This is a genomic window from Actinomyces sp. HMSC08A09, from assembly GCF_001807465.1.
GTDB lineage: Bacteria > Actinomycetota > Actinomycetes > Actinomycetales > Actinomycetaceae > Actinomyces > Actinomyces oris.
The window spans coordinates 89,627-108,149 of record NZ_KV789151.1 but is presented as its reverse complement, the minus strand read 5'-3'; the positions used below and the strand labels follow the sequence as shown (position 1 = coordinate 108,149).

General features: G+C 67.6%; 19 protein-coding genes. 9 read left to right on the top strand and 10 right to left on the bottom strand.

Going from position 1 to position 18,523, the window contains the following annotated elements; all coding sequences use genetic code 11:
* Window positions 1-192: 192 nt before the first annotated feature.
* Both HMPREF3165_RS11305 and HMPREF3165_RS11300 read right to left on the bottom strand, forming a co-directional pair.
* Complete coding sequence (locus HMPREF3165_RS11305; protein WP_070513586.1) at window positions 193-1,983, bottom strand: M20/M25/M40 family metallo-hydrolase; 1,791 nt, start codon at window positions 1,981-1,983, stop codon at window positions 193-195.
* Window positions 1,984-2,122: 139 nt separating this feature from the next.
* The gene (locus HMPREF3165_RS11300; RefSeq protein WP_070513583.1) at window positions 2,123-2,431 is read right to left on the bottom strand and encodes a hypothetical protein; all 309 of its coding nucleotides are present in this window, start codon (window positions 2,429-2,431) and stop codon (window positions 2,123-2,125) included.
* Between the two features lie 509 nt (window positions 2,432-2,940).
* Here HMPREF3165_RS11300 and HMPREF3165_RS11295 point away from each other — a divergent pair.
* The 7 genes from HMPREF3165_RS11295 to HMPREF3165_RS11265 all read left to right on the top strand — a co-directional run bounded on the left by HMPREF3165_RS11295 (window position 2,941) and on the right by HMPREF3165_RS11265 (window position 10,834).
* Window positions 2,941-3,825, top strand: coding sequence for a hypothetical protein (locus HMPREF3165_RS11295; RefSeq protein ID WP_370991910.1), 885 nt, complete (start codon window positions 2,941-2,943; stop codon window positions 3,823-3,825).
* Between the two features lie 571 nt (window positions 3,826-4,396).
* Entirely contained in the window at window positions 4,397-6,376 is a 1,980-nt protein-coding gene (locus tag HMPREF3165_RS11290) for a ribonucleoside triphosphate reductase (protein ID WP_070513580.1), read from the top strand.
* A 366-nt stretch (window positions 6,377-6,742) separates the two neighbouring features.
* The gene (locus HMPREF3165_RS11285; protein WP_070513608.1) at window positions 6,743-7,453 is read left to right on the top strand and encodes an anaerobic ribonucleoside-triphosphate reductase activating protein; all 711 of its coding nucleotides are present in this window, start codon (window positions 6,743-6,745) and stop codon (window positions 7,451-7,453) included.
* A gap of 416 nt (window positions 7,454-7,869) precedes the next feature.
* Window positions 7,870-9,501: a catalase gene (locus tag HMPREF3165_RS11280; protein WP_256275301.1), complete on the top strand. Its 1,632-nt coding sequence runs from the start codon at window positions 7,870-7,872 to the stop codon at window positions 9,499-9,501.
* 125 nt (window positions 9,502-9,626) lie between these two features.
* The gene (locus HMPREF3165_RS11275; protein ID WP_003788794.1) at window positions 9,627-10,013 is read left to right on the top strand and encodes a hypothetical protein; all 387 of its coding nucleotides are present in this window, start codon (window positions 9,627-9,629) and stop codon (window positions 10,011-10,013) included.
* A gap of 111 nt (window positions 10,014-10,124) precedes the next feature.
* On the top strand, window positions 10,125-10,436 hold the full coding sequence (locus tag HMPREF3165_RS11270) for a type II toxin-antitoxin system Phd/YefM family antitoxin (protein ID WP_070513575.1): 312 nt from the start codon (window positions 10,125-10,127) through the stop codon (window positions 10,434-10,436).
* Entirely contained in the window at window positions 10,433-10,834 is a 402-nt protein-coding gene (locus HMPREF3165_RS11265; protein ID WP_070513572.1) for a PIN domain-containing protein, read from the top strand. Before HMPREF3165_RS11270 ends, HMPREF3165_RS11265 begins: the two co-directional genes overlap by 4 nt.
* Here the strand turns inward: HMPREF3165_RS11265 and HMPREF3165_RS11260 are convergent.
* Window positions 10,829-11,467, bottom strand: a complete 639-nt coding sequence (locus HMPREF3165_RS11260) for a malonic semialdehyde reductase (RefSeq protein WP_070513566.1) — start codon at window positions 11,465-11,467, stop codon at window positions 10,829-10,831. The genes HMPREF3165_RS11265 and HMPREF3165_RS11260 overlap by 6 nt on opposite strands.
* Window positions 11,468-11,924: 457 nt before the next feature.
* Window positions 11,925-12,722, bottom strand: coding sequence for a CPBP family intramembrane glutamic endopeptidase (locus HMPREF3165_RS11255; protein WP_070513564.1), 798 nt, complete (start codon window positions 12,720-12,722; stop codon window positions 11,925-11,927).
* A 461-nt stretch (window positions 12,723-13,183) separates the two neighbouring features.
* Here HMPREF3165_RS11255 and HMPREF3165_RS11250 point away from each other — a divergent pair, with 461 nt between their 5' ends.
* Complete coding sequence (locus tag HMPREF3165_RS11250) at window positions 13,184-13,612, top strand: excalibur calcium-binding domain-containing protein (protein WP_070513562.1); 429 nt, start codon at window positions 13,184-13,186, stop codon at window positions 13,610-13,612.
* A gap of 224 nt (window positions 13,613-13,836) precedes the next feature.
* Here the strand turns inward: HMPREF3165_RS11250 and HMPREF3165_RS13530 are convergent, their stop codons facing one another.
* Complete coding sequence (locus HMPREF3165_RS13530) at window positions 13,837-14,028, bottom strand: hypothetical protein (RefSeq protein WP_218079054.1); 192 nt, start codon at window positions 14,026-14,028, stop codon at window positions 13,837-13,839.
* A gap of 40 nt (window positions 14,029-14,068) precedes the next feature.
* Between HMPREF3165_RS13530 and HMPREF3165_RS13525 the strand changes: the two genes are divergently transcribed.
* Entirely contained in the window at window positions 14,069-14,326 is a 258-nt protein-coding gene (locus tag HMPREF3165_RS13525) for an excalibur calcium-binding domain-containing protein (protein WP_218079053.1), read from the top strand.
* A gap of 151 nt (window positions 14,327-14,477) precedes the next feature.
* Here the strand turns inward: HMPREF3165_RS13525 and HMPREF3165_RS11245 are convergent, their stop codons facing one another.
* From HMPREF3165_RS11245 to HMPREF3165_RS11225, 5 genes are all read right to left on the bottom strand, one after another.
* A complete protein-coding gene (locus tag HMPREF3165_RS11245; protein WP_070513559.1) occupies window positions 14,478-14,918 on the bottom strand; it encodes a hypothetical protein in 441 nt (146 codons plus the stop codon).
* Between the two features lie 70 nt (window positions 14,919-14,988).
* The gene (locus HMPREF3165_RS11240; protein WP_256275298.1) at window positions 14,989-15,948 is read right to left on the bottom strand and encodes an HNH endonuclease; all 960 of its coding nucleotides are present in this window, start codon (window positions 15,946-15,948) and stop codon (window positions 14,989-14,991) included.
* Between the two features lie 190 nt (window positions 15,949-16,138).
* A complete protein-coding gene (locus HMPREF3165_RS11235) occupies window positions 16,139-16,882 on the bottom strand; it encodes a cupin (RefSeq protein WP_070513553.1) in 744 nt (247 codons plus the stop codon).
* Window positions 16,879-17,688 (bottom strand): ABC transporter, encoded by an 810-nt coding sequence (locus HMPREF3165_RS11230; RefSeq protein ID WP_070513550.1) that lies wholly within the window; start codon window positions 17,686-17,688, stop codon window positions 16,879-16,881. Before HMPREF3165_RS11230 ends, HMPREF3165_RS11235 begins: the two co-directional genes overlap by 4 nt.
* A complete protein-coding gene (locus HMPREF3165_RS11225; protein WP_070513548.1) occupies window positions 17,685-18,470 on the bottom strand; it encodes an ABC transporter ATP-binding protein in 786 nt (261 codons plus the stop codon). The genes HMPREF3165_RS11230 and HMPREF3165_RS11225 overlap by 4 nt, the downstream gene beginning before the upstream one ends.
* Between the last annotated feature and the right edge of the window lie 53 nt (window positions 18,471-18,523).

Sequence of the window (18,523 nt, the reverse complement as noted above, 5' to 3'; positions counted from 1 at the left end):
ACCAGACCCCGAGGACACCCTGTGGAAAACCTCGAGAAGAGACTCGTGCACCAGCCCCGTCGCACCCGGCCGGGACTTTGATTCACCCTGCTCAACAGGCCGCGGCCTCGGGACCACTCACCAGGAGTGGTCCCGAGGCCCCGAGGCTGCGCTCGCAGCGGCGGCTTCCTGCGCTGCTTCCTGCGCGCCGTCCTACGCCGTCGCGGCGGCCCGACCTGCAGTGGCAGCGCCGTCGGGAACGGCGTCAGAACTGCTGCTGGTCCACGCGGTGGTGCTCCGGGCGCGCCGGGAACCGGCCTGCAGGAGCACGAGTGCCAGCGGCGCCACCGGCACGATCGCGAAGAACACGGTCACCCACACCGCGCTGAGGCTGAGCATCTCGTGGATGAGCAGGATCATGGGTGCGAAGATCACCACGCTGATAAAGGCCGCCAGAGCCCCGACCACCGGCCGCATCCGCTGTGGCGCCAGCGCGGTCAGCGCCAGGGCGAGCGTGGTGAGGACCAGGACATAGGCGGTGCCGGGTACCAGCACCATGAGCGGCACGCAGGCGGCTGCCAGCAGGAGCAGCACCGCGGCGAGAGTCTCCTGCCCGATCCCCTCCTTCCAGCGTCGCACCACGAAGTGCGCCGTGAGCCCGGCCCCGATGAGGGCCCCGCCGGCGAACATCCACACCAGCAGCGGGTTCGGCCCGACACCGTAGATGGGTGCCCACCCCATGGCCATCGCGCCACGCTGCAGCAGCCCCGCGGCGGCGGAGACGGACACGGCTCGCCAGGTCAGGCCCCAGACGCTGCCCAGGACCCGCTTCCAGCGCAGCGACCTGGCCCGTACCGCGACGGCGCCGAGGGCCGCGATGACGGCCAGGCAGCCCAGCCCTGTTCCGACCGCCGCCGGGTAGCGCACCGTCAGCCCCCGCCACAGCTGGAAGAAGTGCAGGTCGCCGTCGGCCGTCAACGTGGGGGCCTGCCCGTCGAAGGCCCAGGCCCGGGTGAGGCCGAGGACCTGGTCGCCGTAGTGCTGGACGGTCGAGTGGTCGACGTAGCGCGGGGCATCCGTGGCGTGGTGGTAGTGCTCGGCGTTCCCGATAGCCGCAATATTGAGCACCGTGAAGCCTTCGGGGATGAGGACGGTCATGTCGGTGAGGTTGGGCATGCGCGCATACAGTGAGGGGAATAGCGAGCTGGTCACGGGCTGCTTCACGTGGCTCAGGAAGTAGCCGGCAACGGCGCTGTTGTTCGCGGAGGTCTCGAACATGAGCGCCGGACCGCTCGTGCCGCGCGCCTCGAGGTTGAGAACGAGGTCGACGTTCTCGTAGTCGGCGCGGTGGTGGCGCATCTCGTTGGTAGCGCCGAGGAGGCCGACCTCCTCGCCATCGGTGATGACGATCTTCAGCGAGTTCTCCGGCTGGCGCCCCTCGGCCTTGAGAGCCCGGAGCGTCTCGACGATGACGGCCACGCCGTAGCCGTCATCACCCGCCCCGTGGGAGTCCCCGGCAGTAAGGCGCACGCTGTCTCCGTCCGGCTCAGCGCCTATGGCCGAGTCGTAGTGGGCCATGAGTGCCATGGTGCGCTCGGACTTCCCCGGCACGTCGACGACGATCGTCTCGGCTGGAGTGTCCTTGAACTCCGCCTGCTGCTCGGCGGACAGCGCATCGAAGGTCTCTTTCGCCCTTGGGCTGCTGAGGTCGAACAGCGGGTCGGAGTGCACTGTGGGGGTGTAGCCCAGATCGGAGAACATGCCGACGACGTCGTCGCGCGCCCGGTCGTGCGCCTCGCGGCGCAGGACGCTGTGGGGCTCGTCGGCGAGGCGGTTGATGGAGGTCATGGCGCGCTCGGCGGAGAACGTGGTCGGGTCGGCGCTGGATGGTGCAGGGGAGGGCGGGATGAGGATGCTCAGACCCGCCACCAGCCCCAGCAGGGCGGCGATCGGGGCCAGCAGGCTCCGGGCGAGACCGGGCGCGGAAAAACGGCGATCAGTCATGGTGTCAGCTTTCCGGACGTGAATCGGTGGTGAATGGGGGGAGGGGCAGCGTCACCTTCACGCCTTCAGCTCGCCGGCGGTGAGGACAGAACCCCAGGATGCGGCGTGGGGAGCGAAGGCGACGCCAGGCGTGGCCGGCTCAGGCCTTGGGCCAGGCGACGACCAGGCAGACGGTGACGAAGGCGACAGTCAGTGCCACCTGCGTCCAGCCGAGCCAGGCTCGGCGACGCGGCAGGGCGGGCAGATCCGGCCACAGCGTGATGCCTCGGACGATCCCGCACAGGCCGGGCAGCGATGCCGCCGCCAGGATCCGGGTGGGCACGTGCGCCCAGGGCCTCGAGGCTGGGTGGGAGATGCGGGTCTGACCTGCTGCGATGGAGGTCGGGAACGGTGGAAGGGAGAGGTATCCGTGCTCATGGACCCAGGCTGTCGGAGCATGATCGTCCACACGATCCAGCCACCTGGTCGGTCGATGTCGGGCCAGCCCGACAGAACAATGCTGATCCACGAGAAGGACGGGGTGGCGGGGTGAGGTGGGGTGTCCCGTCCGGATCCGGGTGAGCGCGGGTAACGGTGATGCCGGCGAACGGCCTCCCGTGTGGTTCCGGGCGTGCAGAGGGCCGTGGAGCGGTGGTGAGTGTCCAAATCGGATACAAAGACGGCAACGAGTACTGAGCGCGTCTGACAGAACCGCATGATTCCGCGGTTCGTATCGCTGGGTGAAACGTTGTTGGGCTCCTTTGTGTCCGATCTGGACACCATGCTCTGGCCGCTGGGGCATGAAGTCTCTGGTTGTTGTGTCTCGGGACATGGGTGACAGTTCTGTGTCAGGACATCGGTGACACTTCGATGGGTCCTGGAGGCCACAGGCTGACGGATGCGCCAGTTGTCCACAGGGCGTCGGCGGCCGGGTTGCGCCCACTCCGCAGCCGGGCGGCAATGAGTCCCGTGAACACCATGGACGCTGAGCTGCTCGCCATTGTTCGTGGCTGCTACGGAGCGGTGCGCATGCGGGACCTGGAGCCGACTCGCACCCAGCGCCGTCACATCGCCTCGCTGGTGAGGACCGGTGAGCTCATCGCCTATGAGCATGGGGTTGTCGGTATCCCGGGCGTTGAGCGCGCCGTTGTGCTGGCGCGCATTCATGAAGGGCTCCTCACCTGCCAGGCCGCTATGCGGTACTACGGGCTGCCCGTGGCCCAAGGGGGCGAGCAGGTTCATCTTGTCGTTGCGCCCGGTAGGCGATTCTCGACTGCCGGGCGGGAGGTGCTCCATGCAGACCGGTACCGGACTCGTATATCGCCAACCTCTTACCCGGTTCAGCCGCTCCCTGAGGCGCTGGCTCGTTTCCTGCGCTGCCACGTCCAGGACGACTCTCCACTCATCGCTCTTGACGCAGCACTTCATGATGAGCGGGTCACTGCCGAGCAGATTCGGGACCTGCTGCGCGGCCCCGGCTCGGCTCGGGCTCTCGCTCGACTCGATCGCGCCAGCGACCGGGCCCGTTCCCCCTTGGAGACGTTGGCGCGAATGGACCTGCATGCTGCAGGACTGAGCTTCGAGGACGGAGTGGAGATCGGGGGAGTCGGCGAGGTGGACTTGGTGATCGAGGGGTGGGTGGTCGTCGAGCTCGACGGCTACACCTACCACTGCGACGAGTACCAGTTCGGCCTCGACCGCTGGCGCGACCGCCGGCTCGTCGCCCGCGGCTTCCTGCCACTGCGCTTCACAAGGAAGGATGTCTACGCGCATCAGGTCGTTCCGGACGTGCTGAGGGCCTTGGAGAGGTGGGAAGTGTCCAAATCGGATACAAAGGCGGCAACGAGTACTGAGTGCGTTTGATAGAACCGCATGATTCCGCGGTTCGTGTGGCGCGGTGAAAAGTGGTTGGACTCCTTTGTGTCCGATTTGGACACGAACCTCCCTCAAGAGGGCTTCCACGGCTCCGGTGATGCCACTTCGCTGGGGATGACAGGAGGTCGGTGGCAACGATGCCGGGCACATGGGTCGTGCGGAGAGTGATCGCGCGCGGGGGTGAGAGGTGCGCTCCCGACCTCGCCCCAACACGCCGGGTGAGGGGATCTGGATCGTGCCCGCGGCTTCCCTGTGGCCTCGATGGTCCGTGCTGCAGGTCAGGCGGGATCCGCAGGATCGCGCGGGAAGGCGACGCCTATCGGGACGAAAGTCCATGCCTCTATCGCAAGATGTTGTGGTCCGGATACAATCAAGACACAAGATAATGTGGCTCAATGCGGCTCCTGGCACACGTGCGGGCGTAGGGTCGGCACCGGTGCCGCCGACCGACCCGCTCCCCGCAGGCAGCGCGCAGCCGCTGACGGCACCCGGAAGAACCGGCCCCATCCATGCTCGGCAGGGCCGCGAACAGGAACGAGAAGGACCATCGGAGAGACCCGTGCTCGAGAAGAACCTTGCCTCCACCACCCCCGCAGCTGACGGCTCGGCGCAGCCGCCGGCCGCCACCCCCGCCACCGACCCGTGCCTCGTGGCCTCCGGCTCGGCCGACTCCGCTGTCGCCCGCGGAGAGCGCCCCACTGTGGACGCCATCGCCACCATCACCGAGTACCTGGACCGCTCCGACTGGCGCGTCAACGCCAACGCCAACCAGGGATACTCGCTGGGCGGGATGATGCTCAACACCTCCGGCAAGGTCGTCGCCAACTACTGGCTCAGCCAGGTCTACTCGGCCGCCGCTGGCCAGGCCCACCGCAACGCGGACCTCCACATCCACGACCTGGACATGTTCGCCGGCTACTGCGCCGGCTGGTCCCTCAAGGACCTCCTCCAGCAGGGCTTCAACGGCGTCCCCGGCGCCATCGCCGCGGGCCCGGCCAAGCACTTCTCCTCGGCCGTCGGGCAGATCGTCAACTTCCTGGGGACCCTGCAGAACGAGTGGGCCGGCGCCCAGGCCTTCTCCTCCTTCGACACCTACATGGCGCCCTTCGTCCGCCTGGACGACATGACCTACGCCCAGGTCAAGCAGTGCATGCAGGAACTCATCTTCAACCTCAACGTCCCCTCGCGCTGGGGCACCCAAACCCCCTTCACCAATCTCACCTTCGACTGGACCTGCCCCGCGGACCTGGCCGACGAGCACCCCCTCATCGGCGACGACGTCTGCGACTTCGCCTACGGCGACCTCCAGGCGGAGATGGACCTCATCAACCGCGCCTTCATGGAGGTCATGACCGAGGGCGACGCCGAGGGCCGCGTCTTCACCTTCCCCATCCCCACCTACAACATCACCCGCGACTTCGACTGGGACGCCCCCAACACCGAGCTGCTGTTCACCATGACCGCGAAGTACGGCCTGCCCTACTTCCAGAACTTCATCAACTCCGAGCTCGACCCCGGCATGATCCGCTCCATGTGCTGCCGCCTCCAGCTCGACCTGCGCGAGCTGCTCAAGCGCGGCAACGGCCTGTTCGGCTCGGCCGAGCAGACCGGCTCGGTCGGCGTCGTCACCATCAACATGGCCCGGCTCGGCTACCTCTACGCCGACGACGAGGCCGCCCTGACCGCCCGGCTTGACGAGCTGCTCGAGATCGGCCGCGACACCCTGGAGCTCAAGCGCACCGTCATCCAGCACCACATCGACGCCGGCCTGTTCCCCTTCACCAAGCGCTACCTGGGCACCCTGGACAACCACTTCTCCACCCTGGGCGTCAACGGCATGAACGAGATGGTCCGCAACTTCACCCACGACGCCTACGACCTGACCGACCCGCGCGGCCACGCCATGTGCGTGCGCCTCCTGGACCACGTGCGCGACAAGATGGTCGAGTTCCAGGAGGCCACCGGCCACCTCTACAACCTTGAGGCCACCCCGGCCGAGGGCACCACCTACCGCTTCGCCAAGGAGGACCGCAAGCGCTACTCCGGCATCCTCCAGGCCGGCACGGAGGCTAACCCCTACTACACGAACTCCTCCCAGATTCCCGTGGGCTACACCGACGACCCCTTCGAGGCCCAGGAGATGCAGGAGGAGCTCCAGACCAAGTACACCGGCGGCACCGTCCTGCACCTGTACATGAACGAGCGCATCTCCTCGGCCGCCGCCTGCAAGGAGCTGGTGCGCCGCTCCCTGACCGCCTTCCGCACGCCCTACATCACCATCACGCCGACCTTCTCCATCTGCCCCGTCCACGGATATCTGGTCGGCGAGCACCTCCCCTGCGACAAGTGCGCCGAGCTCCATCCCGAGGCCGAGCCGGTCGAATGCGAGGTGTGGACCCGCGTCATGGGCTACTTCCGCCCGGTGCGCTCCTTCAACATCGGCAAGAAGGGCGAGTACGCCGAGCGGCAGATGTTCACCGAGGTCGCCGCCGGTGGTCACGGCCCGGCCGTCTCGCGCCTGAGCGCGGTCAGCGCCTGAGAGGACCCGCCGGGACCGCTGGGTGCCGTCGGATGATCCGGCGATGGCGCCCAGCGGGCTCGGTGTTGTGACGACGCCGACCCTCGGGTCGGCCCAGCAGCCCGGCAGTTCCCCGCAGTCCCGACGACGTCCCGAGAGGAGGGGACAGTGACTTCACCGCAGACACGTCCGCCGACCAACTCACAGACTGCCCAGCTGGCCCGGGCCACTGAGGACGGTGCGGGCCGGGGCGCCTCCGCCGGCTCGAGGTCCGCGGGTGCCCACGCCGGCGGAACCAGCGAGCCCGGCCTTCCTGCGACCAGGCGGGGAGCGACCGGGTCTCGGGAGGGTCTCGCTGTCGGCCCCGGCCGCCGGCCCGCCGACGACCTGGTGATCGCCGGGCTCGTCCCCATGAGCACAGTCGACTGGCCCGACCACCTGACCGCGACCGTCTTCCTGCAGGGCTGCCCCTGGAACTGCTTCTACTGCCACAACCAGGACCTCATCCCCACCCGCACGCCCGGCCGGGTGGCGTGGGAGGAGGTGCGCGCCCTGCTGCGCCGTCGGCGCGGGCTACTCGACGGCGTCGTCCTCACCGGCGGTGAGGCGCTGCGCCAGGACGCCCTGGCCGACGCCGCCCGCGAGATCATCGACATGGGTTTCCAGGTAGGGCTGCACACGGCCGGGCCCTACCCGCGGCGGCTGCGGGACATGATCGAGGCCGGGCTCGTCGACTGGGTGGGGCTGGACATCAAGGCCCTGCCCGAGCACTACGGGCAGGTGGTCGGCCGGGCGAACGCGGCCGCGAGGGCCTGGGAGAGTCTGGAGGTACTCGTTGAGGCGGCCGGCCGCGGTGGGCCCGACTTCGAGGTACGTACCACTGTGGTGCCCGGGGACGTGACGGCCGACGACGCCGTGGAGGTGGCCCGGCGGGTGCGCGCGGCGGGGGCGCGGGTCTACGCCCTCCAGCAGGCTCGCTCCGAGGGGACGAGCGGGGAGTTCGACGTCGTGGCGCCCGGCTGGGACGGGATGTGCGAGCGCATGGCCGAGCGCATCGAGGCCCTGGGCTGGGACCGCTTCACCTACCGCCCGGCGTAGGGGGGCTGCCGTGGACGGCGGTGTCCATGGCCGGTGTCAGCTGGTCAGCCACCGATGCGCTGGTGGTGACCGCCAGCGAGCTTACGCGGCGGCCGACACCCACCTACACATTAGTGATCTCATTCAGTGGGGCAACTACTGAGACATCTCCTTATTGTTCGGCTATGGTTGCTGACAGGCGGTCATCTCGTCGTCGCGGCTGACAGCGGTCAGCGGTACCTGCGGCGCCCTGACCGGCTCAGGCGCACCTCGCGCGTCGCGACACCCCGGCCCGCTGGCCGAGCAAGGAGATACCCATGAACGACACCAACCTGCCCGAGACCCCTCAGGACAGTGCTCCCGCCGGCTGCCCCATGTCCCGCGCCGGCCTCGGCGAGCACCTGCCCAGCCGCAACAACGCCGTCGGCCAGGGTCGCATGACGATGGCCAACGGCTCGCCCGTCTACAACAACCAGGACTCCATGACCGCCGGGCCCCGCGGCCCCGTCGCCCTCCAGGACGCCTGGCTGCTGGAGAAGCACGCTCACTTTAACCGCGAGGTCATCCCCGAGCGCCGCATGCACGCCAAGGGCTCAGGCGCCTGGGGCACCTTCACCGTCACCCGCGCCATCCCCGAGCTCACTCGCGCCGCGATCTTCTCCGCCGAGGGCAACCAGTGCGAGCTCTTCATGCGCTTCTCCACCGTCGCCGGCGAGCGCGGGGCCGCCGACGCCGAGCGCGACATCCGCGGCTTCGCCATGCGGTTCTTCACCTCCGAGGGCAACTGGGACGTCGTCGGCAACAACACCCCCGTCTTCTTCTTCCGTGACGGCAAGAAGTTCATCGACCTCAACCACGCCGTCAAGCGCGACCCCCGCACCAACCTGCGCAGCCCCAACACCAACTGGGACTTCTGGACCAGCCTGCCCGAGTCGCTCCTCCAGGTGACCATCACGATGTCCGACCGCGGCATCCCGTTGTCCTACCGCTACATGCACGGTTTCTCCTCGCACGCCTACTCCTTCATCAACGCCGAGGGCGTGCGCACCTGGGTCAAGTTCCACTTCCGCTCCCAGCAGGGTCTCGCCAACCTCACGGACCAGGAGGCCGCCGCCGTCATCGCCCAGGACCGCGAGTCCAACCAGCGCGACCTGTACGAGTCCATCGAGAAGGGCCAGTACCCCCGCTGGACCATGTACGTCCAGACCATGACCGTTGAGCAGGCCGAGGCCCTGACCGACTTCAACCCCTTCGACCTGACCAAGATGTGGCCCAAGGCGGACTTCCCCTTCCAGGAGGTCGGCGTCCTCGAGCTCAACAGGAACCCCGACAACTACTTCCAGGACGTCGAGCAGGCCGGCTTCACGCCCCAGAACATCGTGCCCGGCATCGGCTACTCCCCGGACAGGATGCTCCAGGCCCGCCTCTTCTCCTACGGTGACGCCCAGCGCTACCGCCTCGGCGTCAACCACCACCAGATTCCGGTCAACTCCCCGCGCGGCGTCGCCTGCCCCCACGGCTTCCACCGCGACGGCGCCATGCGGGTGGACGGCAACGCCGGATCCCAGAACGCCTACGAGCCCAACTCCTACGGCAACTGGCAGGACTCGCGCGAGCTCTCCGAGCCCGTCCAGGCCGGAGGCGACGTCGCCATGTACGACTTCCGCGAGGACGACCACAACTACTACACCCAGCCCGGCATGCTCTGGCGCGCCATGACGCCCGAGCAGCAGCTCGTCCTGTGCGAGAACACCGCCCGCGCCATGGGGGACTCGACCCTGCAGATCAAGCACCGCCACATCTTCAACTGCTACCACGCGGACCCCGACTACGGCCGTGGTGTGGCCCAGGCTCTGGGCATCGACATCGACAGCGTGGACCTCGACGGCGCCACCGCCGACTCCTACGAGCTGTGGTTGGCGCGCAACCGCGCCAACGCCGAGCTCGACGTCCCGACGTCGCCCGCCGCCCCGGCCTCGGCCGCGAACCTCGGCCCGGCCGGCCGTGACACCAACGTGGCTGACCCGACTACCCTGACCGATCCGATGAACGACCCCTACGTGCTCTGAGCACTGCGTCCAGGTATCCGACGGCGGCCCGCCACCTCCCAGTGGAGGCGGTGGGCCGCTGTTGGAGGTCGCCGTGGGGAGCGGTGTCCATGGTTGGTGACGGGGTGCACTCCTAGCCTCGGGGCATGAGCTACGACATCCTGATCTTCGAGCCGGACGCGGTCACCGATGAGGACTTTCCCCAGTGGTGGGAACAGGTCTCCCGGTGGGAGGAGCCGCGCGACTACGACACCACCGAGGGCTCTACCCCGGCGATCAGGGCCTTCTACCGCGACCTCATCCGGGCCTTCCCTCCGTTCAACGGTCCCGACGCGTTGAGTGACGCAGAGCTCGAGGAGCGGGAGGAACAGGGGCTGCCGGTCGCCGACTACACCATCGGCGCGGACTACATCTACATCGGTGTCGGCTGGTCAGACGCGAACGCGCTGGTCAAGATCGTCGGCCAGATGGCCTGGACGCAGCGGCTCGCGGTTGCCTACGTCAGCGAGGACAGCTCGATCTTCCGGCCCTAGCGGCGAGGGGGCTGACGCTGAGTCTCGAGCCTTCGGCCTCGCCTTCGATCCCGCCTCCGACCCCGCAGCCACAAAGTAGTACATGTAGAACCTTTGTCGTATTCTCGTGTCATGAGTGCAGCGGGTGCCCCGGTTTCTCCGGGGAGCAGGACTGTGGGACTGCGGGAGGTCAATCAGCAGGCCGGGCGGGTCTACCGTGAGGTCGAGTCCACCGGTGTGCCTGTGACGGTCACCGACCGCGGCCGCCCGATCGCCCAGATCGTCCCGATCCGCCATGACGAGACCTGGTACGGGCGGATGGTCCGTGAGGGTAAGGTCCGTCGGGCCGCAGGCGACTGGGCGCTGCCCGCCAGGCGGTGGGGGACGCCTGAGGGTTTCGACCTGGAGCAGTTCCTCCTCGGTGAGCGCGAGGAGGACAGGTGATCTACCTCGACACCTCGGTGGCGCTGCTCTCCCTCCTCGGGCAGCCCGGAGCCGACGAGGCCGCGCGGCTCATCATGGATGCGCATGCCACCGAGGGGCTGGTCTCCTCCTGTCTGCTCACGGTGGAGATGGCTCGGGCGGCGCATCGGGAGCACTTCGATATCCGCGTGGTCGATGAGTTCATCGAGGGAGTGGAGCTCGTCGAGATCGGCCCGGATGTCATTGAGCGCGCCAGCGCCCTGACTGGTGAGCTGAAGTCTCTCGATGCCATTCACCTGGCGACTGCGACGCTGCTGGACGACCCTCGCCACCCTGTCACGGTTTTGACTCATGACGCTCGGCTGGCCGACGCCGCCCGGTCCTGGGGGCTGGGCGCGATCGACCCGCTGAGTTCATAGCACCTGATAGACCTCCTCGAAGGGCAGGCGCGGGTTGCGCTCCTGGTAGGCGTCTGGCCCTGGGTGACCGACGTTGATGACCAGCAGCACCTCCACGTCCTGGCCGGCGAAGAACTCGGTCGCCAACGCCTCAGCGTCGTCCCCGTTCATGGGGCCGGCTGCCAGCCCGACGGCGCGAATCGCCTGAATGACGTAGGCCGTCTGGATCAGCGCTGAGGTGCGTGCCCAACGCGCCCGCATCTCCGCCCCGCCCTCCTCCAGCAGACGCTGGTAGCGCTCGCCGCGCGGGTGCAGCCGAGGCAGGGACCCGGCGAAGGGCCGATCGGCGGCGCAGACGAGGGTGAGAGGCGCGCCTGCGGCCTGCTCGCGATTACCGCGGGGAAGACAGGGAAGCAGGCGCTCGCGAGCCGCCGCCGATCGGACGGCTACCACCCGTAACGGCTGGGCGTTGACCGCCGTCGGCGCCCACTTGGCCAGCTCATGGATCGCCCGCAGCTGGGCGTCGGTCACCGGTTCGTCGGTGAAGGTGTAGGCGGTGCGTGCCCCGCTGAACAGCAGCGAAGCGTCGGGCTCGGTCAGGATGGACTCGTCGGGCACGGGGCCCGGAACCGGAACGGGGGAGACGACTGCCATGCTCCGATTGAAGCACGCGCCGTCTCCCCCGGGGCGGATGTTGTCCCGACAAGGCAGTCTTGCTGTCCCCGCCCTTGCTCTCCTCACCCTCCTGACGTGCGGCCTCGCAGCGGGTCTCCGTCGCGCAGGCGATCCATGCGATGGCGGAGAGTGTGCGCTGTGAGGGCCACGGTCCTGCTGCACGAGAAGTAGCCGTTCTCCTCGATGGGAAGGTGAGGCTCCGGGCCGAGCGCTGTAGGGAATGAGGCAGGAAGTTATGGATGAGAATGCCGCTCCCGGCGCTCGGCCTGATTGTGATGGTCTGTATCTCCTCCTCGTGTCCCGTGCTGACGGGGCGCCTCGGGCGCCGTCAACAGTGAAGCTGTCGAGAGCAAGCCAACCGGAGCCAGTGTTGCGAGGGTGTTGGCGCAAACGCTTATGTTCCCGCAACGCCCGGGCAGGGTGGCGGGGAGTCGTTTCAGTACAGGAGGAGCGGCAGGAAGGCGCTGAGGTTGTTGAGGCAGTGGATGCTCGCCGGGTAGAGCAGGTTGCGGCCGGTCTTGACATAGAGCAGCCCGCAGCTGAGCCCGAAGAAGGCGTGCGGGATAACACTCAGTACCTCGGAGAGCGCGAACGAGTGCATGTGCAGCGCACCGAACAGAACGCTGGAGACGACAACAGCCACCCAGGTCGGCGCAAAACGGTCGATGAGCCCAATGAGGAGCTGACGGAAGAACATCTCCTCCACAATCGGCCCCACGATCCCGAGCACGACGACGATGATGATCGGCGGGAACATCTGAATGACTTCGGCAACGCTGGCGTCATTCTGCAGGATTGCTCCGGACAGGCCGGCGAGGTTGAGCAGGGCCGAGGACGCCAGGCCGCCGACGAGCTCGATCACCAAGGTGGCGAGTCCACCCACGATGAGAGTGAGGACGGCCCGCCGCTTACGGGCCGCTACCTGACGGGCGGCCCGGGCCAGCGGGTGGCGGAAGGCGACGCCGCCGACGGCGAAGAGAGCGATGTAGAGCGCGAGGCCGGTTGCGGGGCCGGCGTCCCCAGGGATGAGAAAGTGGCCGAGGTGGAGGGGGAAGAAGAAGGCGTAGACGCTTGTGAAGATGACCAGAGCGACGGTGCTCAGTCGGTCGGGATGGGTGCTTGCGGTCGGAGCCGAGACCGGAGCGGGGCTCGGAGCGGAGTCCGACGGCGAAGGATTCGGTGCTCCGAAGGCGGTCGGCGTCTGCTGGGACAGGGACGTGCGGGAAGTGCTCATGGCCGGAAGTGTGGGGCGGCCGGCCCGAGAGCGGCATCGCCCCGGCGGCTGAGCCGCGGTGCGCCCCTCAGACCCTGGTTCGTCAGACTCCGGTTCGGCTCCCTAAGGCTCGCTGAGCGGCCTGAGCACATGGGGGGCGGCTGTCGTGGGGATGGAAGTCTATCCAATAATCGTAACAATAAGGGACAATTGTCAAGCGTTCTCACGTCAATTTTTATTCTCCGCAACAGTAAAAAATGTGCATATCAATGCGATTGCATTTTATGGCGGCGTGAGTTATTACTGCTCCTGGAGTGCTTCAATTCTATCGGCTAGCCGCCCACCATCCCTTCTCCTGACTCGAGGCTCTCGTGAACGCGCCCTTTTTGTCCCCTATTTCTCCCATATTTTCCCGTTTGTCTGTTTCATCAGTGTCTTCCTCGACGTCGAGGCGGCGGGGGCTGCTGAGGACCTCGGCTCCTGTGCTCCTCGCCCTGGCTCTTGGCGTTGGAATCGCCGGCTGCGACGACGTGTCCAGTGCCAGCAGTGATGCTGCGTCGTCCGCTGCGCCGGCCGAGTCCCAGCAGGATGCCGCTGGTGGTGACTCCGCCGGCTCCGAGGAGGCACCGGCCGAAGAGCCCGGTGAGGAGCCTGCCGCGGAGCCGACGGAGGACTCGTCCGGTTGGAGCGGCTGGCTCGGCAGCTCGGACTCGGGGGAGGGCTCCGAGTCAGGGGCGAACTCCGAGTCGGAGTCTCAGAAGAAGTCGGAGTCGGCACCCGAGCCTCAGAAGGAGTTCTACGCCAACTGCAAGGAGGCCAAGGCGGCGGGAGCTGCGCCGATGTACAAGGGTGACCCTGGCTACCGTCCTGAGCTGGACAGAGATGGGGATGGCTCTGCCTGCGACAAATAGGCTCCGTCTTTCGCTGCTGCGAGCCGCCGTCGGTACTCCACTCAAGGTTTGTTGATAGGTGTCCCGTCATGTCGCGTGGAGTGCTATGCGGCATGACGTGGCGCAACGTGCTGTTATTTGCTTCCCCATATCGAGGTTCTCATGAAGGTATTTCCATCCCATTCTGGATTCTTGCTGTCTCCCCGCACTGGCGCTCGGCGGCTGGCCGCGCGGATGTCGGATCATCAGAAGATGGTGGTGCGGTCGGCGTCCGCGGCCTTGGCCATGGCGACCTGCGCCGGCCTGGCCGGGTGCGGGGCTCCATCCGTGGCTGACGACGCGGGCTCGCAGGCACCTGTTCCTTCGCCGACGGTGACTGCTTCTCCGTCGCCGTCACCTACTCCGACTCCCTCCCCGTCGCCTACTCCGAGTCCCACCCCATCCCCGACCCCGAGTCATACGCCGTCGCTGATTCCGATGACGCAGGCCCCGCCGTCGGAGTCTCCTGCACCACCTGCGACGCAGGAGCCCGAGCCGACACCAGAGGCCACGACCCAGGCCGGCGGTGGCGCAGCGGCTCCCGCGCCCGCCGAGGAGCCGAAGCAGGAGAGCACGTACTTTCCCAACTGCAAGAAGGCGAAGGAGTCGGGTGCGGCCCCCTTGCATCGGGGCGATCCTGGATACCGTGAAGAGCTGGATCGGGACGGGGACGGCGTCGCCTGCGAGTTCAAGTAAGGTCCCGTCGAGGTCTGCCGTCTCGAGCGGTGGTGGCGCGAGAGTCTCCCAGGCTCCATGTGCGTCGTTCACAACGTCCAGACGTTGTGAACGACGCACAAATGACGTGCGAGTCTGTGTGGTTGAGCGAGTGCTTCACAAGGTGAACGTCTCAGGCGGCAGGCCGGTCCGCACGTGACGCTGCTCGGACGGCGTCTGCTGCGGTGGGTGCCTGAACCTGTGTGCTCCAGGCGCCGATGGCTACCTCCAGCCGTCGCCGGCCCGGGAGGACGGCGACGGGCTCGCGCTGACCGTCCTTGGTCGTGCCGATGACGGTGAACCAGGCCGGCCGGCCGAGGCGATGGAGCAGATCTGCTCCTTCCGGCTCTGCGGCGAGATGATCCAAGACAACGTCGAGTGCCGCTCTCCAGGTCTGCATCTCGATCCCTGTCTCGGCGTGCGCGCGCAGGAGATCGGCAACGAGCAGCATGACGTCGTCTCGAGCGGTATCGTCGGTGGGGTGCCAGTGCTTGCCGATGACGGCGGCGAGGCGATCAGCGTGTTCAAGCACCGCCGCCTCGGCTTCAGTCGTGATGTCTCGCGGGAAGATCATGATGGGCTCCTTCGATTGGTGAAAGCCCATTCTCTGGAGTAGTGCGTAGCTTGCTGGAAGCTTTTGGGGCCTACCCGACTGTCTGCTCCTCCGCTTGGAGGAACTCTTTGAAGTGTTCGGCAAGGCGGTCGCCATCAGGGCGCATCTGTTTGGCGGCAGGCACGTGCGTCAGGGAGCGGCCTTCAAATGGCAGTAAGCCAGTTTGCAGATGGACGGTCTCGATCCGTTTTGCTCGTGTCGCCACGTGGATGCGGCGGTCTGCGTCGATGCCGAGGAGGTGACGGTCATAGGCGGTGTGGTGGAGCCTGCACAGGGCCAAACCATTGCTGACCTCAGGGACTCCCGCTTCCTTGGTGTCGGCGATGATGTGCGAGGCTTCCAGGAGCTGTGCGTGCGGAAGATCGCAGACTGCGCAAGAGATCTGGTAGGCACTGAGTACGTGCTCCCTGAAGTCGTGCTGGTGGATACGCGCCTTCGTCCACCGAGAAACATACTTCTTCTCGATCTGGCCAGAATCCTTATGAAATGAGGTGGCTGGTGTCGTCTCATCAATGGCGATGATGAACTCCGCATTACGTTCGTCGATGTCAACGATGTAGGCGGGGAAACGGGCGTAATAGAACAGCGTTGACGGGGTCGGCTTCACTCCCACGAGCCAGGCGAGGGGATAGTTCCGCTGAGCGGCTACCTTCATCGCATCGTTCGCCCACTTCTTCGTATCGGAGAACTTGTAGCGAAGTAGTCCACTGTCGTCAATCCGGTCGGCGTATGGTGCTTCTTTTCTGGGGTCGGGGGCTGCTGTCTTGAATGTCAGGGCGGCCTCAAATTCTTGTGGCTTCCAAATCCCCTGGGATTGATGAGTGAGGCGGAAGTGGTGGCCATGCCAAGAGAAACCGCCCATTAACTCTTTGTGAGTGAAGAGTTCGCGGCCGCTCATCTGCTCCGCCTCGAACCACTGCATGGCGGCCAAGTGCGCATCACGCTCCTCCAAAGGAGTAAAAACTTGCCGGTCCATGGTGGTGTTCCTCATGAAAAGAGCAGGTGAGAGACTGGGATGTCTGCCTGCGATGGCAGAATGTCTCTGCGAGAGTATATCGTGCTGGAACGATGCTGAGTGATCTGGGTTTACTCGGCAAGGGATAGGGGTGGGAGGGTCCTCACCCGCTCCCACCCCCGGCGTTGATGGGCGGTGGCTGGGTCGACCTGTGGCGTCCTGACCCTCACCCATCCGCCTGTACCAGCCGGACGATGCCGGCCGTCTGGGCGGCCGTCGTCCAGGCCAGGATGATGAGTCCGGCAGAGGCGACGTCCGCCCGCGATGTGTCGGCCGCAAGCCAGATCTGGGCCGCCTGGCCCGGAAGCCAGCGGGCGGCGTCGCCCAGGAACGCGGCCAGCTGCGGTGCCAGAATCACCAGCGACACAGCCGCCGTCGACGCACCGATAACGCTGCGCAGCGCCGCACCAAGCCCAGCCGACAGCAGTAGCACCGCCGTCAACCAGACCGCGGTCCGTCCCCCGGCCCACAGCGCCGCCGTCGACATCGCCGGACACGCCGCCAGGCTCGTCCCGACCAGGAGGCTCGCCGCCACCATTCCCGTACCGGCCAGCATTATGAGTCGCGCCGCCGCCAGCCGCGCCCGCGCCGGAGTCACCAGCAGACTCGTCATGCCCTGCGCCGTGGAGTGCTCGGCGCCCGCCGCGGCCACCCCGGCCGCTACGAAGCCGATCTGCACCGCCAGCGCCCACACCGGAGCGACCTCCTCGAAACCGAGGCCCCGCCCATCCACCACGTCACGCAGAACCGACATCATTGTGGCGACCGCCGCCGCGCCCGCCACCGCCGCCGACCACCACATCGCCGGCAGCGTCACCACCTTCACCAGCTCCGCGCGCAGCGCCCGCCCCCAGACGGTCGCCACCCCAGCGGTAGCCCGCACCCTGCTGGCCGCACCGGCCCCGCTCATGCGTCCCGCCTCATCCACACCCAGCAGCACACCGCCGCGCACCCGCCCGCCCACGCCGCGCAGACGGCGGCCGCCATCGGGATCGACAGCAGCTCGACAAGCCGGTCGTAGTTGAGCGTCGTCGGGTTCGCAATGAGCCGCACCGCCGCCGTGTCCGGCAGGAACCGGGCCGCATCGGTGGACCTGATGAGCAGCACCCCCGGCGAGAGCATCGTCGACATCGCGACGAGAACCGTCATCGACACCAGCGCGCTGCGCGTCACCATCGCCAGCGCCATCGACGCCATCGCCGAGAACACCCACCACGTCAGGATCCCCGTCAGCATCCACCACGGCACCGACTCGAAGGGCACGCTCGCCCCCAGCAGGTGCCGGCACAGCGAGTAGGTCACCGCCCACGCCGTCGCCAACAGCACCGTCGCCGCCCCCAGCACCACGAGCAGCTTCGCGGCCACCGACGCCCCGCGCCGCGGCTGCACCAGCATCGTCGTCGCCACCTGACGCGGAGCGCTGGAGGCCCCGCTCGTGCGCGGATCACTCGCGTACTCGCTGACCACCACACTCACCGCCAGCACCACGATCCCCGTCGTCCCCACGTACAGCCCGATGACGCCGACGTCGCCCAACCGCGCCGGCGCATCCGGGTCTCCGGCCGCCAGCCGCGCCGCCAGGTCATGATCCGTGTAGTACTCGATCAGGAGCGGCAGGACGATCGCCAACGCAGCCCCCAGCCAGGCCCCCGGCAGCCCCATCGTCTTGCGCACCTCCGCCTTGAGGGAGCGCACCAGCGCCGTCGCCGCGCTCACGAACGGACTCCTTCCTTGCGCTCGGCCTGCCCTGCCCGGCCAGCCCGACTGGCCCCACCGCCGACCCCGCTGCCGGCCTCGCCCCCGGTCGGGGCGGTCAACGAGAAGAAGGCCTCCTCCAGGTTCGCGTAGCCCGCCGCGACCTCCTCCAGCGTCCCGGCCGCTCGCACCCGCCCGCCGGCGATGACGACAACGTCGTCGGCCACCTCAGCCAGCTCGGCCAGAACATGACTGGACAGCAGGACCGTGCCCCCGGCGTCGGCGCGCTGCCGAAGCAGCCTGCGGATCCACCGGATCCCCTCCGGGTCCAGGCCATTGACCGGCTCGTCGAGGATGAGTACCTCCGGGTCACCCAGCAGCGCCGTCGCCAGCCCCAGGCGCTGCCCCATTCCCAGGGAGAAGGTGCGCACCCGCCGCCCGGCCGCCTCACTCAGCCCGACGACGTCGAGCACCTCAGCCACCCGATGCCGACTGATTCCCGCCCCCGAGGCCACCCAACCCAGGTGGCCGCGGGCCGTGCGCGAGGGATGCGCGCCTGAGCCGTCGAGCACCGCCCCCACCGTGCGCAGCGGTTCGCGCAGCTCGCGGTAGGGGCGCCCGCCGATGAGCGCCCGCCCGCCGTCGGCCCGGTCCAGACCCAGCAGACACCGCAGGGTCGAGGACTTCCCGGCGCCGTTTGGGCCCACGAATCCGGTGACGCGGCCCGGACGGGCCTCCAGGCTCACGCCGTGAAGCACCTCCCGCGCCCCGTGCCGCTTGACGAGGTTCTCAATAGCGATCATGGGCCAACTCCAGCGCGCCGAGCGGCAGTGCGCATCGGCCGCCCAGCCGAGGT

Bases quoted from the DNA above. Each gene is read 5' to 3' on its own strand.
- HMPREF3165_RS11270 (WP_070513575.1), top strand. From the start codon at position 10,125: ATGAGTGCAGCGGGTGCCCCGGTTTCTCCGGGGAGCAGGACTGTGGGA.
- HMPREF3165_RS11295 (WP_370991910.1), top strand. From the start codon at position 2,941: ATGGACGCTGAGCTGCTCGCCATTGTTCGTGGCTGCTACGGAGCGGTG.
- HMPREF3165_RS11260 (WP_070513566.1), bottom strand. From the start codon at position 11,467: ATGGCAGTCGTCTCCCCCGTTCCGGTTCCGGGCCCCGTGCCCGACGAG.
- HMPREF3165_RS11225 (WP_070513548.1), bottom strand. From the start codon at position 18,470: ATGATCGCTATTGAGAACCTCGTCAAGCGGCACGGGGCGCGGGAGGTG.
- HMPREF3165_RS11235 (WP_070513553.1), bottom strand. From the start codon at position 16,882: ATGAGCGGGGCCGGTGCGGCCAGCAGGGTGCGGGCTACCGCTGGGGTG.
- HMPREF3165_RS11280 (WP_256275301.1), top strand. From the start codon at position 7,870: ATGACGATGGCCAACGGCTCGCCCGTCTACAACAACCAGGACTCCATG.
- HMPREF3165_RS11275 (WP_003788794.1), top strand. From the start codon at position 9,627: ATGAGCTACGACATCCTGATCTTCGAGCCGGACGCGGTCACCGATGAG.
- HMPREF3165_RS13525 (WP_218079053.1), top strand. From the start codon at position 14,069: ATGACGCAGGCCCCGCCGTCGGAGTCTCCTGCACCACCTGCGACGCAG.
- HMPREF3165_RS11240 (WP_256275298.1), bottom strand. From the start codon at position 15,948: ATGAGGAACACCACCATGGACCGGCAAGTTTTTACTCCTTTGGAGGAG.
- HMPREF3165_RS11255 (WP_070513564.1), bottom strand. From the start codon at position 12,722: ATGAGCACTTCCCGCACGTCCCTGTCCCAGCAGACGCCGACCGCCTTC.
- HMPREF3165_RS11245 (WP_070513559.1), bottom strand. From the start codon at position 14,918: ATGATCTTCCCGCGAGACATCACGACTGAAGCCGAGGCGGCGGTGCTT.
- HMPREF3165_RS11305 (WP_070513586.1), bottom strand. From the start codon at position 1,983: ATGACTGATCGCCGTTTTTCCGCGCCCGGTCTCGCCCGGAGCCTGCTG.